This window comes from Coriobacteriia bacterium (genome assembly GCA_013336165.1).
In the GTDB taxonomy this organism is placed as follows: Bacteria; Actinomycetota; Coriobacteriia; order Anaerosomatales; family JAAXUF01; genus JAAXUF01.
Genome location: JAAXUF010000005.1, coordinates 108,961 through 124,047, shown reverse-complemented (window position 1 = coordinate 124,047; position 15,087 = coordinate 108,961). Strand labels below are relative to the sequence as shown.

18 protein-coding genes and 1 riboswitch are annotated in these 15,087 nt (G+C 63.3%); of the genes, 14 read left to right on the top strand and 4 right to left on the bottom strand.

Going from position 1 to position 15,087, the window contains the following annotated elements:
* Nucleotides 1–6 precede the first annotated feature (6 nt).
* From HGA39_05585 to HGA39_05570, 4 genes are all read left to right on the top strand, one after another.
* A complete protein-coding gene (locus HGA39_05585) occupies nt 7–339 on the top strand; it encodes a DUF190 domain-containing protein (protein ID NTW28820.1) in 333 nt (110 codons plus the stop codon).
* Between the two features lie 409 nt (nt 340–748).
* Nucleotides 749–2,764 (top strand): ribonucleoside triphosphate reductase, encoded by a 2,016-nt coding sequence (locus HGA39_05580; protein ID NTW28819.1) that lies wholly within the window; start codon nt 749–751, stop codon nt 2,762–2,764.
* Nucleotides 2,765–2,781: 17 nt separating this feature from the next.
* Nucleotides 2,782–2,976 (top strand): hypothetical protein, encoded by a 195-nt coding sequence (locus tag HGA39_05575; protein ID NTW28818.1) that lies wholly within the window; start codon nt 2,782–2,784, stop codon nt 2,974–2,976.
* A complete protein-coding gene (locus HGA39_05570) occupies nt 2,960–3,670 on the top strand; it encodes an anaerobic ribonucleoside-triphosphate reductase activating protein (GenBank protein ID NTW28817.1) in 711 nt (236 codons plus the stop codon). Before HGA39_05575 ends, HGA39_05570 begins: the two co-directional genes overlap by 17 nt.
* 18 nt (nt 3,671–3,688) lie before the next feature.
* Here the strand turns inward: HGA39_05570 and HGA39_05565 are convergent, their stop codons facing one another.
* Complete coding sequence (locus HGA39_05565; GenBank protein NTW28816.1) at nt 3,689–4,240, bottom strand: tetratricopeptide repeat protein; 552 nt, start codon at nt 4,238–4,240, stop codon at nt 3,689–3,691.
* A gap of 57 nt (nt 4,241–4,297) precedes the next feature.
* Nucleotides 4,298–4,447, top strand: a riboswitch (cobalamin riboswitch).
* A gap of 196 nt (nt 4,448–4,643) precedes the next feature.
* Between HGA39_05565 and HGA39_05560 the strand changes: the two genes are divergently transcribed.
* The 4 genes from HGA39_05560 to HGA39_05545 all read left to right on the top strand — a co-directional run bounded on the left by HGA39_05560 (nt 4,644) and on the right by HGA39_05545 (nt 8,243).
* Nucleotides 4,644–5,588, top strand: coding sequence for a cobalamin-binding protein (locus HGA39_05560; GenBank protein ID NTW28815.1), 945 nt, complete (start codon nt 4,644–4,646; stop codon nt 5,586–5,588).
* 13 nt (nt 5,589–5,601) lie between these two features.
* Nucleotides 5,602–6,627, top strand: a complete 1,026-nt coding sequence (locus HGA39_05555) for an iron ABC transporter permease (protein NTW28814.1) — start codon at nt 5,602–5,604, stop codon at nt 6,625–6,627.
* Entirely contained in the window at nt 6,624–7,880 is a 1,257-nt protein-coding gene (locus HGA39_05550; GenBank protein NTW28813.1) for an ABC transporter ATP-binding protein, read from the top strand. The genes HGA39_05555 and HGA39_05550 overlap by 4 nt, the downstream gene beginning before the upstream one ends.
* A 123-nt stretch (nt 7,881–8,003) precedes the next feature.
* Nucleotides 8,004–8,243 (top strand): hypothetical protein, encoded by a 240-nt coding sequence (locus HGA39_05545; GenBank protein ID NTW28812.1) that lies wholly within the window; start codon nt 8,004–8,006, stop codon nt 8,241–8,243.
* An 83-nt stretch (nt 8,244–8,326) separates the two neighbouring features.
* On the opposite strand, the gene HGA39_05540 is transcribed toward HGA39_05545, so the two are convergent.
* Both HGA39_05540 and HGA39_05535 read right to left on the bottom strand, forming a co-directional pair.
* Nucleotides 8,327–8,761, bottom strand: coding sequence for a DUF1284 domain-containing protein (locus HGA39_05540; GenBank protein NTW28811.1), 435 nt, complete (start codon nt 8,759–8,761; stop codon nt 8,327–8,329).
* Nucleotides 8,758–9,579, bottom strand: a complete 822-nt coding sequence (locus HGA39_05535) for an MBL fold metallo-hydrolase (GenBank protein ID NTW28810.1) — start codon at nt 9,577–9,579, stop codon at nt 8,758–8,760. The genes HGA39_05540 and HGA39_05535 overlap by 4 nt, the downstream gene beginning before the upstream one ends.
* A gap of 67 nt (nt 9,580–9,646) precedes the next feature.
* On the opposite strand from HGA39_05535, the gene HGA39_05530 reads away from it, so the two are divergent.
* Entirely contained in the window at nt 9,647–9,892 is a 246-nt protein-coding gene (locus HGA39_05530; GenBank protein NTW28809.1) for a glutaredoxin family protein, read from the top strand.
* 70 nt (nt 9,893–9,962) lie between these two features.
* The gene (locus HGA39_05525; GenBank protein NTW28808.1) at nt 9,963–10,718 is read left to right on the top strand and encodes a hypothetical protein; all 756 of its coding nucleotides are present in this window, start codon (nt 9,963–9,965) and stop codon (nt 10,716–10,718) included.
* Here HGA39_05525 and HGA39_05520 read toward each other — a convergent pair.
* Nucleotides 10,696–10,920: a hypothetical protein gene (locus HGA39_05520; protein ID NTW28807.1), complete on the bottom strand. Its 225-nt coding sequence runs from the start codon at nt 10,918–10,920 to the stop codon at nt 10,696–10,698. The two genes, HGA39_05525 and HGA39_05520, sit on opposite strands and share 23 nt — an antisense overlap.
* A 226-nt stretch (nt 10,921–11,146) precedes the next feature.
* On the opposite strand from HGA39_05520, the gene cysK reads away from it, so the two are divergent.
* The 4 genes from cysK (at nt 11,147) to HGA39_05500 (ending at nt 15,074) form a co-directional block, all read left to right on the top strand.
* On the top strand, nt 11,147–12,103 hold the full coding sequence (gene cysK, locus HGA39_05515; GenBank protein NTW28806.1) for a cysteine synthase A: 957 nt from the start codon (nt 11,147–11,149) through the stop codon (nt 12,101–12,103).
* A gap of 3 nt (nt 12,104–12,106) precedes the next feature.
* Nucleotides 12,107–12,523 carry an Rrf2 family transcriptional regulator gene (locus tag HGA39_05510; protein NTW28805.1) on the top strand — a complete coding sequence of 139 codons (417 nt, stop codon included), beginning with the start codon at nt 12,107–12,109 and terminating at the stop codon, nt 12,521–12,523.
* A 228-nt stretch (nt 12,524–12,751) separates the two neighbouring features.
* The gene (locus HGA39_05505; GenBank protein NTW28804.1) at nt 12,752–13,963 is read left to right on the top strand and encodes a branched-chain amino acid ABC transporter substrate-binding protein; all 1,212 of its coding nucleotides are present in this window, start codon (nt 12,752–12,754) and stop codon (nt 13,961–13,963) included.
* A gap of 190 nt (nt 13,964–14,153) precedes the next feature.
* Nucleotides 14,154–15,074, top strand: coding sequence for a branched-chain amino acid ABC transporter permease (locus HGA39_05500; protein ID NTW28803.1), 921 nt, complete (start codon nt 14,154–14,156; stop codon nt 15,072–15,074).
* Nucleotides 15,075–15,087 lie beyond the last annotated feature (13 nt).

The window sequence follows — 15,087 nt, the reverse complement described above, 5'->3', positions numbered from 1 at the left end:
GCGCGCATGAAGACTGAATTTGACGCAGAGCGTGTGACCGTGATGGTTGGCGAGACCGACCGCTGGCACTCGCACTCGCTCTATGAGGCCATCGTGGCCATGTTGCATGCCGAGGGAGTCGCCGGCGCCACGGTCGTCAAGGGCACGCTGGGCTACGGTGAATCGAGTCGCATGCACGCCGCCCACCTGCTCGACCTCTCGAGCGATTTGCCGATGATGATCGTCTTCGTGGACACTGCCGAGAACGTCGCGCGCGTGATGCCCAAGCTTGATGAGATGGTGGGCAGCGGCCTTGTGGTCGTCGAGGCCGTGAGGGTCGCAAAGTACTCGCGAGGGTAGCGAACCGCTAGGCGCAACAAGCGGAGCGAACCACAAGGTATGGTGTTTGCGACCGTTCGGCTCCGCAACAGGTTGTGATCGTCGCTCGCAGGGCGCCGTTCGTCAGGTCGCCGAATTTCGTCGTCGGATTAGCTTCCCCCCATGGTCTTGCTCGGCTAGACTTGGGTCGTTGTCAGCTAAGAATAGCGATGACAGTGACGCACGGTACGACCTTCGAAGTGATCGAGGCCGGCTCGTGACGACCACGCGGTGTCCGGGGGTCTCTCGATGTCATTTCGAACCGCTATGCTCTGAAAGCCCGTTCGCCTCAGCGGAGGTGACGGGTTCTTTTTTCGGCGGGCGTCACGTCCGCTTCTGCCATGCAAGCAAGAAGGGGGATCCATTGTCCTGCGCGAACAGTAACGACTCCATTGCCGACAAGGTGCTCTCCACCGTCATCACGCGTGCCGGCGAAGAGGCACCATTCGACGCGTCCAAGATCCGCTCGGCCATCGCACGTGCGGGCCGGGCCACCGGCGAGTTCGGCGAGCTTGAGGCCGACCTGCTTGCCGGCCAGACACTGAAGGTCCTCGTCCACCGCTTCGCCGAGAAGGCGTTGCATATCGAGGAGATCCAAGACGTCGTCGAACAGGTGCTCATCTCGGCGAACCACTTCGAGACGGCGCGTGCCTACATCGTCTACCGCGAACAGCGCGCCCGGCTGCGCAACGATCGCCGCACGGTGGTCGAGGTGGAGTCTTCGATGAACGAGTACCTCGACCGCAGCGACTGGCGCGTGAACGCGAACGCCAACCAGGGCTACTCGCTCGGCGGGCTCATCCTGAACATCTCGGGCAAGGTCGTCGCCAACTACTGGCTGTCGCACGTGTACCCGGCTGCGGTCGGGCAGGCGCACCGCGACGGCGACTACCACATCCACGACCTTGACATGCTGTCCGGCTACTGCGCCGGCTGGTCGCTGCGTACGCTGCTGACTGAGGGACTGAACGGTGTCCCGGGCAAGGTCGAGTCGGCCCCACCCAGGCACCTTTCGAGCGCCGTCGGGCAGATCGTGAACTTCCTCGGCACGCTACAGAACGAGTGGGCGGGTGCGCAGGCGTTCTCCTCCTTCGACACGTACATGGCGCCGTTCATCCGCAAGGACTCGCTATCGTACGAGAAGGTGCGCCAGTCGATCCAGGAACTCGTCTACAACCTGAACGTGCCTTCGCGCTGGGGCACCCAGACGCCGTTTACCAACCTTACCTTCGACTGGGTCTGCCCGGAGGACCTCCGCGACCAGTATCCCGTCATCGGCGGCGAGGTCATGGAGTTCACCTACAGCGAGCTTCAGGTCGAGATGGACATGATCAACCGCGCCTACATCGAGGTCATGACCGAGGGCGACGCCAAGGGTCGCGTCTTCACATTCCCGATCCCGACGTACAACATCACACCGGACTTCCCGTGGGAGAGCGAGAATGCCGAGCTGCTCTTCGAGATGACGGCGAAGTATGGCCTGCCGTACTTCCAGAACTTCCTGAACTCCGAGCTCAAGCCCAACATGGTGCGCTCGATGTGCTGCCGTCTGCAGCTCGACCTGACCGAGCTTCTCAAGCGCGGCAACGGCCTCTTCGGAAGCGCCGAGCAGACCGGCTCGCTCGGCGTCGTGACCGTGAACTGCGCGCGTCTGGGCTACGTGCATCAGGGCGATGAGGCCGCGTTGTTCGCGCGCCTCGATGAGCTGCTCGACCTCGCGCGCACGAGTCTCGAGATCAAGCGCAAGGTCATCCAGCGCCACATCGACGACGGGCTGTTCCCTTACACGAAGCGCTACCTCGGCACGCTACGCAACCACTTCTCGACGGTGGGCGTCAACGGTGTCAACGAGATGATCCGCAACTTCACACGCGACGAAGACGACATCACCACGCCGTGGGGCCGCGCGTTCGCGATCCGCTTTCTCGACCATGTGCGTACGAAGATCGTGAGCTTCCAAGAGGAGACCGGACATCTCTACAACCTTGAAGCGACACCTGCCGAGGGCACCACGCACCGATTCGCCCGCGAGGACCAGAAGCGTTTCCCCGGAATCCTGCAAGCGGGCACGCCTGTGACGCCGTATTACACCAACTCGAGCCAGCTGCCGGTCGGTTTCACGGACGACGCTTTCGAGGCGCTCGGGCTTCAGGAGGAATTGCAGCGCAAGTACACCGGCGGCACCGTGCTGCATCTCTATCTGGGCGAGCGGGTCTCCTCGGCGGATGCGTGCCGCAAGCTTGTGCGCCGCTCGCTGGAGGGTTTCCGGCTGCCCTACATCACCATCACACCGACGTTCTCGATCTGCCCGACACATGGCTATCTGGCAGGGGAGCACCCATTCTGCCCCAAGTGTGATCTCGAGATCGCCGCACGCAAGCAACGCGACGCCGTCGGCGTGGCTTAACCCAGAGGAGCCAAGGCATGAGTGATATCACCGCGACCGAAGAAGTCTCCGCGCAGTCCGCGATCGCGCTGGCCGATAACGAGCGCCAGCCCTGCGAAGTCTGGACGCGTGTCATGGGCTACCATCGCCCGGTCTCGTCGTTCAACCGCGGGAAGCAGGGCGAGTACGCCGAGCGAACCTGCTTCCTCGAGTCGCGTGTCGACCTCAGCTGACCTTCGCATCGGAGGGCTGACGCGTCTGTCGACGTGCGACTGGCCCGGCCAGCTTGTAGCGACGGTCTTCTGCCAGGGCTGCCCGTGGGACTGTGTGTACTGCCATAACCCGGCACTGTTGTCCGCTGCGGCGGCCGCCGGTTCCGAGGCGCTGGCGTGGCGCGAGGTTCGCCGGTTCATCGAGGGGCGCGTCGGGCTGCTCGACGGAGTCGTCTTCTCCGGTGGTGAGCCCATTGCGCAGCGGGCGCTGCTGCCAGCAATGCGCGAAGTGCGCGAGCTGGGCATGCGTGTGGCCCTGCACAGCGGTGGGCAGCTACCCGAGCGCTTCGCCGAGGCGCTCTCCTTGGCCGACTGGGTTGGTTTCGACGTGAAAGCACCATTCGCCGAGTACGAGCGCATCACGCGCGTGCCCGGCAGCGGCGAGCACGCGCGGATGAGTCTGCAGGCGTTGCTCGCGAGCGCCGTCGACTACGAGGTGCGGACGACGGTGCACCCGGGACTTCTCGGCCTGGATGCGCTCCGGCGCATGGCGGGAGAGCTGAGTTCGCTTGGCGTGCGGCGATGGGCACTGCAGGCGTTTCGTGCCCAGGGCACTCGGCCGGAGGCGATCACGGTCGGGCTGGGTCCGGACCCGCTGACCGCGTTGCCGGATGGCTTCGGCGCGGAGTTTGAGGAGTTTGAGGTCAGGGCATAGGTTGGCGAGGCGATCAGGCTACCTCTCCACATCCTCTGGGAGCAGCGTGCCACCGGGTCCCTCGTGACCGTGCTGCAGGTGAGCCTTCCGGTTCGTTTCCTCGGCCTGGACGGCTTGCGCCTGCTGGTAGAGCGCGAGAAGCTCGACGTTGCCCACATCTTGGCGGTACGCCGAGTCGAGCACGTCTACCGCTGCGTTGTAATCTCCGGCTTCCAGAAGGTCCTTGCCCTCGACCCACAGGGTTAGCAGGTGTGCTCTAGCCACGAATCCACGGTTCCAGGGTTCTACGCTCGCGGCGATGGCGGCGGCATGTGCGCGCACTTCGATCGAAGCTGGTGAGTCGAAGCTTCGCGAATACTCGGCATGGGCGATGAGATGCGCCGCCACCACGCTTGCGGCCAGAATCGCAAACGCGAATGCGCAGGCTATCACCGGCCATCCACGGTTCCATTTGGGACTTCCGGGCAAGAGATTCGCCTTTCCCTTGGGCGGCACATACTCGTCTCGTCGCGGGATGAGCGAACGCCATGCCGAGAACCCGATCCGCGAAGCGGCGCGAAGAGTGCCCACTCGGCGGATTCCTGATGGCGCCGCCGCTGCGCCTAGACTACACTGACCGCATTGCCAACTGAATAGGCGTCACTTGGTGCCCGCGGACACGTCAGTCGCGGGAGAATAGGGAACCCGGTGCGAATCCGGGACGGGACCCGCCACTGTAGAGGGAAGCGCTTGTGCGCTCCCCAAGTCAGGAGACCTGCCAAGGTGATGCGCGACGCGGCCTTCGAGGTGCAAGGCCGGCTCGCGGTGATGTCTCGAAAGCAGGCTCGAAAGCTCGCGCCGGAGACTTCACCCCGATCCGCTCCGCTTTCAACTCGAAGCTCGTTTGCCGACAGATTTCTCTGTAGGGCAGCGGGCTTCTTCGTTTTGGCGGGGGCGTCCAAGAATCCGTGATCGATTTCCACAAGGAGGATGCATGCCCCGTACGAAACGCACTCGCGCCACCCGAACCACACTGATCCTGCTCCTAGCCGCTGTGCTTGCGACGTTCTCGTTCGCCGGCTGCACCGCGAGCGGCGGTCCGTCCACAGTGAAGTCCGACTCCTCGGCGGCATATCCGGTGACGCTGACCGACGATGCCGGCCGCGTGGTTACCATCAACGCCGAGCCCAAACGCATCGTTTCACTCGCGCCCGCAAACACCGAGATCCTGTTCGCATTGGGTCTAGGCGACCGCGTAGTCGGCGTCACGACCTATGACGACTATCCTGCCGAGGTAAGCGGCATCGCGAAAGTCGGCGACTTTCAGACACCCAACTTGGAGGCTATTGCAGCTGCGAAGCCGGACCTCATCTTGGCGACCACCGGCGTGCAGGCCGACATGGTGAAGCGGCTGGAGGCGCTTGGCGCGGTGGTGATCGCTATCGACCCGCAGGACCTCGCAGGCGTCTACACCGACATCGAGCGCGTAGGCAAGGCGACCGGCACGGCATCGAAGGCGACTTCCATCGTCGAAGGCATGAAGGCAGACGTGGTGTCGGTGCAGAAGGCCGTCGCTGGTAAGCCCAAAGTCACGGCATTCGTCGAGATCGGCCAAAACCCGCTCTACACGGTGGGCAAGGGCACCTTCATTGACGAGCTCATCACGCTCGCCGGTGGCACCAACGTCGTCACCGAGAAAAGCTACGTAGCCTACTCGTCTGAGCAGCTCATAGCCGCCAACCCGCAGGTCTACCTGGCGACGAAAGGTTCCAGCAGCGATCCCGCGTCCATCGAGAAGCGTGCCGGCTTCGACAAGCTCTCAGCGGTGAAGAACGGGCGCGTCGTGATCCTGGACGACAACACAGTCTCGCGTCCCGGCCCGCGCCTCATCGAGGGCTTGAAGCAGATCGCCATGGGCCTGCATCCGGAAGCGTTTTAGGAAGTAGCGAAACGTGGCCAGGATCGATCGACAGCCGCTCTCGTATCCCGCGGTCATCGCCGCTCTCATCGCCGTGCTTGCCTCGGCGATGCTGGTCGGCGTGGCGTTCGGGGCGGTGCCGCTGTCGGCGGGCGACGTGATCGCCGCTCTCGGTCGGCGGTTCAGCGGCAGCAGCGGTGGGCTTGCCGATACGCTTGTGGTGGACGTGCGTCTTCCACGGGTGCTGATAGCCGCGCTGGTTGGGGCATCGTTGGCAGCGGCAGGTACGCTCTACCAAGCGCTTTTCCGCAACCCTCTGGCCGACCCCTACATTCTCGGCGTGTCGAGTGGTGCCGGGCTGGGGGCGATGGTCGCACTGACCGCGACCGCGGGCGCAACCGTGTGGAGATTCGGAGCGGTTCCGGCCGGCGCGTTTGCGGGCGCGCTGCTCACGATGATCCTGGTCGTGAGGCTCGCGTCGTCGCGTGGGCGTCTGGAGCCGACATCACTTCTGCTTGCAGGCGTGGCGGTCTCGTATGTGCTAGCGGCCCTGACGTCGTTCATCATGCTGGTCGCGCGCCAACAGATGATGGCGCTGGTGTATTGGATGATGGGTGGCCTGTCCGCCGCCTCATGGCAGTACGTAGCCATGATCGCGCCGATGTTCGTGCTGGGAATCCTCCTTCCGCTGCTTTCGACGCGCGAACTCAACCTCATGTTGCTTGGTGACGAGCGCGCCGGCCATCTCGGCCTGTCCGTTGAGCGCTTCAAGCTCCTCATGTTGGCAGCAGCATCGCTCCTTACGGCCGCCGCCGTGGCGGTCTCCGGGCTGATCGGCTTCGTTGGACTCATGACGCCGCATATCATGCGGCGGATCGTCGGCCCCGACCATCGTCGGCTGCTGCCGGCGTCGCTTCTTGCCGGCGCATCGGTTCTGGTGCTCTCTGACCTTGCGGCCCGCATGGTGATCCGTCCGGTCGAAATCCCGGTGGGCATCGTGACGGCGGTTCTCGGCGGGCCGTTCTTCATCTGGCTGCTGGTGCGGGGGCGATCGCGGTGATTGCCGAGGTCTTGTTGGAATACGCACGCGCCGACGTGGGCTACGCCGGGGCGCCTGTCGTATGTGGCGCGAACCTAGAAGTACACGCGGGCGAGATCGTAGGTCTTGTTGGGCCCAATGGCGCCGGCAAGTCCACGCTCGTGCGCACGGTGACCGGGGATGCGGAGCTCCTCGGGGGAGCGCTGAACCTAGGTGGTCTGCCGGCAAGGGAGTATTCCTCGGTGGCCCGTGCACGGATGGTCGGCGTCGTGCCGCAGCAGGTGCAGCCCGCGTTTGCGGTGCCGGCGCGCGACTTCGTGGCTATGGGGCGGCACGCGCACCTGTCGCGCTTCGCTTCGCCCGGCGAGCACGACCGGGAGGTCGTCGATCGGGCGATGGCGCTCACCGACACGGCGCACCTCGCCGACAAGCCCACTGACCAACTCTCCGGCGGCGACCTGCAACGCCTCGCTTTGGCTCAGGCACTTGCCCAGGAGCCGCGCATTCTACTACTGGACGAGCCGGTGAGCCACCTCGATCTCAACCACCGGCTCCAGGTTCTCGACCTGACACGCGAGCTTGCCGACTCGGGGCTGGCGGTGCTCGCCGTCTTCCACGATCTCGACCTGGCCGCGCGTTATGCAGACCGCATAGCGGTTGTCGCCGACGGGCGTCTCGGCGAAGCGCTTCCGCCTGCGTTAGCCATCACCGCCGAGATGCTTTCGGCGGTCTTCGGCGTGCGGGCCGTCGTCGGCACCGACCCCATCACCGGCTCGGTCAGCGTCACGCCGGTGTTGCGCGAGGGCGCCGTCGCTCGCACGCAGCGCGGACGTGCGCTGGTGATCGGCGGTTCGGGAGTTGCCGCGTCACTGATGCGTCGGCTGGTGCTGGCCGGCTGGCACGTCTCGGCGGGCGCGCTCAACCTCGGCGACGCCGACCAGCTTGTCGCAACAGCGCTCGGACTCGAGTACGCCGCGATCCCACCATTTGCGCCGATGGATGCGGAGGCGCAGGAGCACGTCGCGCAGTTGTCGCAGGAGGCGGATGTGGTCGTGGTCGCCGAGATCCCCTTCGGGAACGGCAACGTCGGCAACTTGCGCGCGGCTGTCGTCGCGGCGCGAGCCGGAACGCCCGTCGTGCTGGTGGGGGCGATCGCAGGTCGCGATTTCGCGGGCGGCGAGGCCGAAACTCTCTGGTCCGAGGCGCTTGCGCTGGGTGCGAAGGCCGTCGCGAATCACGATGCTGCATTCGACACGCTGACCGAACGGCCCTAGCGGCACCGGTGCGACAGTGCGCGTGAATTTGCGTGTGAGATGTCGCCTGTCATTCGCCTAGCATATCAGTAGGGTATAGTGAGCAAAATAGCGTAGTCGATAACACCTGGATGGAGAAAGAACATGGACAAGTCATTCAAACTCGTGCCAGCCGAGGTACCTTCCAAATCAACTCGCGGAGCAAGTGTGTACTCGACTATCGTGGATGAGTTCATGAAGTCATCCAACGCAAGCGTTCGAGTTGAGATAGCTGGCGTCAAGGCCATTACGGCAGTAGTTGCTTTGCGCAAGGTGGCGAAGGACAAAGCTCTCGGCATGAGCGTGGTTCAGCGTGGCGGACAGATCTATCTGCAGAAGAAGTAGCGAAGACGAAGAGCACCTCAAGGTAGGCAAAACGGATTCCCACCCCGGAGCTCCGCGCCCAACTCGACGCGGGGCTCTCTCGCTCAACTCGCGTTCTCTGCGGCCTGCTTCCAGCCGTCTGCGCACACACTCTCCCAGGCGCAGCCGACGCATGCCTCCGCGCGCCAGCGGGCGATCCGTGCCGGATTACCCGTGAGCCGCTTGCGGGCTTGCGAGAGCGAGACCCGATCGTCCTCGGCCAGTCCGAGGGTTTCCAGTGCCAGGGCGTCCAGCCGGCGCACCTCAGTTTCGCCTGCCTCAGGGTCGCGGCATGTGCCGTCGGGGCCGAGTCCCGGGCACGCGGCACACACGTCGTCAGCGCCCTGCACTACAAGCGCCGGCTCGGCGTTCGCACGCATGACCACGTCCGCGAGGTTTGCGACGAATGCCTCCGAGTACCCTTCGCCGCGAAAGAACTGCAGGCAAATGAGGTGATGTCCGCGCAAGCGGGGAGGTGCCGCAGTGTCCGCGTCGCTCATCTCGTAGCCTCCTCCGCGAACAGCTGCGTTTGTGGCGGGAACGAGTCGAGCGGTTCGTCCTGCGAAGCGACCTCGATGGGCACGCTCAGACCGATCCCGGCAGCGCGGGCCGCCAGCGCCCGTTTCGCGAGGCTGGCCGTGTTGTTTGTTGCCGAGCGGTGCAGAGCGAACACTCGGCGCAAACGGTCGGAAGCCAGAAGCGCAAGCGCGTCGGCCGCATCGGGGTTCGAGAGATGCCCTGTTTCCGACCGGATTCGGCGCTTGAGGCAGTACGGGTAGGGTCCTCGCTCCAGCATGTCGAGGTCGTGGTTGCACTCGATGCCGAGAAGGTCGACCTCCCTCAACGCTTCGGCGGCTTCGGGCGTCAGCACGCCCGTGTCGGTCGCCATCCCAAAGCATCCGCCACTTCGCGCCTCGATCCGGAATCCGACGGGCTCGGCCGCGTCGTGCGATGTCCGGAAGGGGAGCACGCGAAGCGCCCCGACGGTGATCTCGCACCCGGGCACGAGACTGCGCACCTCCGAGCGGAATGCGTCCAGACCCGCCGCACGCCGAGTCCCCGTCGTCGCGTAGACGACGCTTTCGTGTCGCCGAGCGAACACCTCGACGCCGCGGATGTGGTCGCCGTGCTCGTGCGTCAGCAGGATCGCGTCGACGGATGCCGGGTTCAAACCCGCAAGCGCCATGCGTCGGCACGTCTCGCGCGCCGAGAAGCCGCAGTCGATGAGGAGCGTCGTTTCGCCGTCGGTTGCGACGAGGGCGTTACCCGCCGAACCGGATCCGAGGAAAACGATCCGCAAATTCCGTGTGTCTGACATGCGGGAAGTGTACACCCACAAGAACCTGCATTTTAGGGAACACTCTCTCTAGTCGTAAGGAGCTGAAATGGGTGTTCGCGTGTATGCACTGTCCACGTGCCCCTACTGCCGGATGGCGCGGAAGTATCTCGATGAGCGGGGCGTGGCCTATGATCTGACCGAGGTGGACCTACTCGAAGGCGAACCTCGGATTGTCGCAGCCTCCGAGGTCAAGCGTCTCTCGGGAGGGCTTTCGTTTCCTGTGATTCTCATCGGCGAGGAAGTCGTGGTCGGGTTCAACAAGGGACACATCGACAGGGCTCTCGGTCTGTAGGCCGCACATGAATACACCCCATGAACGCACATCACCGCTCTTCTTGCCGAGAGGGCCGCGGTCGCTTCTCTTGAGCGCAGCAGTCCCGGGCGCGGCGGGCGCAGGGGCTCTTGCTCTGGCTTGCGCGGGCATGCTGGCTGGCGGTGTTGTGGCAGCTTGCGGCGCTGCGGCCGGAGTGCTGGCTCTTGCTGGTGCGGTCGCATGGCTTCTGGGGTATCGGTATGGCGGCTGGCTGGTCGCAGCCACCGGTGTGCTCGGCATCATCGCAACCGCGCTTGCGATGATGGTCAACGGCGTGGTTCCTTGGGAGATCGTCGCATTCTGGGGAAGCACCGCCTTGCTGCTCGCCGAGGCGATGGACCTCACTGCGGCCTCCGGTTCCGAACGCATGGCCATGGCGACCGTCTTGGCCGTGATCTCGCTGCTCGTGCTCTCGGCGATCGGACTCGGAGAATACGTGAGTCTCGCATGGCCCGCGACCGGCCGACAAGCGCTTCGCGAACTACCCATCTATCCCACCGGTACGGCGGCAGCCACCGTGGTGAGCGTTCGCGAGGAGCCGTTGGCCGGGGGAAAGTGGTCCTGCGTGTGGCAGGTTCCTCAGGGCAGCGCGGCGATTGAAGTCGCGCGCGCGAGGGGCACGCTGGAGCAGGCGGGCTGGCATGTGAGCGCGAGTTCGGACACATCTCTCGTCGCCGAGAAGGACGGCCTAGAACTCGGACTCACCGGTGAGTCCATGGAGGTTTGTGACGCCGGATGCAGTGGATGTTGCATCAGGGTGTCGGTTCGCCAAATCTCGGCGGCTATCGCCCTCTTCTCACAATGAAGCGCTGTGCCGCGACTGTCAGAGCGGACGATATCACCGCGAACGCGGCCCACTGCCAATTTGCGCTCACGCCAAGGGCATTGAGTCCGGCCGCGCAGGCCGCTCCGACCGCCCAGGGCAGTGCCAGTAGGCCGCCGGTGGCGCCTTCGCAGACGGCAAGGATCACGGCGATTGCTACCCAGGCCCAAAACATCGGAGGCACGTCTTCTCATCTCTTCCACGTCGAGCTAACGAATCTGCAATCAGTTTCGCACACTAGGCGGGGAGAAGGGCACTCCTGAGCAAACCGGTCCACCCGCATCGCGCTGCAAGAAACACGGGGAAAGCGCATGTACTACAGTTAAAAGGTGCGCATTAAGGGCTTCTCGGACCCGACGCAGGGGGATAGCATACGGACAAGACATCCTTTGTCAGCTGGGAGGCTGCACATGACTGGAATCGTAAAGCGTGTAGACGACACTATCGGCAACACCCCGATCGTCTTTCTGAATCGCCTGAGCGCCGGGCTACCCGCATTGGTCGCGATCAAGCTTGAATCACGCAACCCGGGCGGCTCCGTGAAGGACAGGATCGCTCGCGGAATTCTCGATGACGCCGAGGCGCGCGGGGTCATCTCGCCCGACAGGTCCGTCATCGTCGAGCCGACGAGCGGCAACACGGGTATCGCTCTTGCGATGCTCGGCGCCTCAAGGGGGTACCGGGTCATCCTGACGATGCCGGAGTCGATGTCGATCGAGCGGCGCAAGCTCCTAAAGGCATACGGCGCCGAACTGGTGCTGACACCCAAGGCTCTGGGCATGGCGGGGGCCGTTGACGAGGCCGACCGGATTGTCGCCGAGACACCGGACGCATGGCTCGCCGGCCAGTTCATCAACCCTGCCAACCCGCGAGCACACTACGAGACAACCGGTCCCGAGATCGAGGCGGCGCTGGGAGACCTCAAGATCGGCGCTTTCATCGCTGGTGTGGGGACGGGCGGCACCATTTCCGGCGTCGGGCGCTACCTGAAGGAGCATCATCCGGACGTTCTCGCGATCGCGGTCGAGCCCGCCGAGTCGCCAATCATCGCACAGCGCATCGCGGGCGAGGAAATCACACCAGCCTCGCATGGTATTCAAGGCATCGGCGCCAACTTCATCCCCGAAGTACTCGACTTCACGGTTCTCAACGGTGTCGAGCATGTCACGACCGAGGAGGCTATAGCGACTGCACGTACACTTGCCGATGAGGAGGGAATCTTCGTGGGCATTTCGAGCGGCGCCAACATCGCCGTCGCATTGCGGATTGCCGCGCGTCCGGAAATGGACGGGCGACTGATAGTCACGGTCGGCCCGTCGACAGGCGAGCGCTACCTGTCCACAAAGCTGTGGGAGGAGTTGGGATAGTTCATGCGAGTTCCCCAGCGGCTCGACTATGCGCTGCGTGCGCTCATACTGCTTGCGCTTCAACCCGACAACGAGGTCATCGCAGCCGGCGATCTGGCTGACTACCTTGGGCTGCCACGTCGGTTCGTCGAGCAGCAGGTCACTGTCTTGGCCCGCGCAGGTATCGTAAGCTGCCGTCGCGGTGCGACGGGCGGATGCTCGCTGGGCAGACCCGCAAACGAGATCACGGTTCTCGATGTGGTCGAGGCGGTTCAAGGCCAGGTTCTGGATGTGCCGCATGTCACAGGCTCGGCTGCATCAGCGTTGTGGGAAGAGGCCGATGAGGCATTGTCTGGCTTTCTTGGCGGGACGACGCTATCGGTGCTTGCCGCAAAACAGCGAGAGATGGATCGTGCAATAGCTTCTATGTATTGGATTTAAGGCTTTCGGACACCTGAAACCACCATTTGTTATGTCGAGCATGTTTCCAACTTCGAAAAGTGCGATGCCGATGGTCGATCGCGCATTGCCTCTCGCGGTTTTTGCATACACGTGCGTGTGCGGTTCTGATACACTCCAAACGCTGCGGAGGGATGCCGTGGGCCTCGTGTGTCAGGGATGGCAGCCACGGGGGTACCGTATTTGTCCAGGAGAAGCAAGGGAGGCAACATGAAGGGCAGCAGGAAGTACCTGCTGGTCGCTGTGGCAGCACTTTTGGCGCTGACGGCGACCGCAACCGGGTGCAGCACGTCGGGTTCGACCACCACCACCACTACTACCAAGACGATCAAGATCGGCATTGGTGCTCCGATCACTGCCGGCGCCACGTCACTCGGCCAAGGCATGGTGCGCGGTGCGGAACTTGCAATCGCGCAGGCCAACGAGTCGGCCGAGGTCAAGGCGCTCGGTATCACGTTCCAGGCCGTCAGCGGTGACGATCAGGGCGACCCCAAGACGGGCGTCAACGTCGCCAACACGTTCGTTTCTGATCCGAACCTCCTTGGGGTTATGGGTCACCTGAACTCCGGTGTCTCGATTCCCGCTTCCAAGATCTACGCAGACAAGAAGATCATCATGGTCTCGCCTGCATCGACCAACCCCTCGCTGACCCAGCAGGGTCTCGCGGGCATCTATCGCGTTTGCACCACGGATGCGATCCAGGGTCCCGCAGCGGCCGACTACGCGAGCAAGCTTCTTGGTTTCAAGACCGCGTACGTCATCGATGACTCGACCCCTTACGGCGAGGGTCTTGCCGCCGAGTTTGCCAAGCAGTTCAAAGCGAACGGCGGCACCGTAGTCGCCACGGCTAAGACGTCCGACAAGGACACCGATTTCAACGCGCTGGTCACCAAGATCAAGAGCGCGAAGGTTGACGTCATCTACTACGGCGGAATCTACAACGCCGGCGCCCTTCTCGCCAAGCAGGCCCATGACGGCGGCATCGCTGCTCCCCTCATGAGCGGCGACGGCCTCTACGACAGCCAGTTCATTGCTCTTGCCGGTACCACCCAGGCAGAAGGCTGCTTTGCAACCTCCGTTGGCCTTCCGATTGACAAGCTTGTCAAGGGCCAGGAGTTCAAGACCGCGTTTGAGAAGAAGTTCCCCGGCAAGGAGATCGCCGCTTACGATGCGTATTCTTATGATGCCGCAAACGTGATCATTGCCGCGATCGTGAAGGCCGCGAAGGACTCCTCGATAGGCGTCGCAAAGTTGACGACTTCGGCCGGCAAGGATGCCATCATTGCCAATGCTGCTGCGACCAAGACGACCGGTATCACCGGCGACATCGCGTTCGACAAGAACGGTGACACCACCAACAAGGCGATCACGCTCTATGTCGTCCAGGGCGGCAAATGGGTCACCAAGGCAACCCCGCAATAGGGAACAGGCGCACCGCTGTTCTTGACTGATAAGCATGCGAATCCGAGCGGGCATCGGCAACGAGGGTGTCCGCTCGGATTCGAGTGTTGGTGCTTGGCTTGGTCTATGAATGGCGTCCGGATAGACAGGAATTCCAGCTGTGCTTGAGAACATCATCGGGCAGCTCGTGAACGGAATCACCCTGGGCGGCATGTACGCGCTGATCGCCTTGGGCTATACGCTCGTCTATGGCATCTTGCTCATGATCAACTTCGCACATTCGGAGCTTTTCATGAGTGGGGCTTTTGTCGGCTTGGGCATGATTACCATGCTTACCAACGCCGATTTCATCGCCAGGGTCTCTTGGCTGAGTTGGCTTGCGCCGGCCCAGCAGTTCTTCACGAGCGGGACTCTGGGACTGATCGTTCTTTTCGCAATCGTGTTCCTTGTCGCCATGGTGGCGGTTGGCATCATGGGTGTTGTGATTGAGCGGGTGGCATACCGACCCCTGCGCCATGCCCCGCGTCTTGCCCCGCTCATCTCGGCCGTAGGTGTTTCGATCTTCCTGCAGAACGCAGTGCTGTTGTGGATCAGTTCCTCTCAGCTGCCTTTTCCCGATCTTTTGCACAATGCGCAGGCGTTTCAGGTTGCCGGCGTAAGCATCAGCGTGCTGAAGGTCGTCATTGTTGCATCGGCGATCGGCTTGATGATCGCCCTAGACACGTATGTCTCGCGGACACGCATGGGCAAAGCCATGAGAGCGACTTCGCAGGACCGAGAGGCCGCTGGTCTCATGGGAATCGATATCAACCTTGCCATCATGCTTGCCTTCTTCATCGGCCCGGCTCTGGGTGCCGTCGCGGGCATTTTCTCAGGCATGTACTACGGGTCGATCGTCTTCAACATGGGGTTTTTGCCCGGAATGAAGGCGTTTACTGCTGCGGTTATCGGTGGCATCGGCAACCTGCGCGGGGCCATGCTTGGAGGGTTCGTGCTCGGAATCGTCGAATCGCTGGCTTCAGGCTATATCTCGACAGGCTATAAGGACGTCATCGCGTTTGCAGTGTTGATTCTCGTTCTGATCTTCCGTCCCGGCGGCCTGCTCGGCGAGTCCGTAGTGGAGAAGGTGTAGCATGGGCGGAACA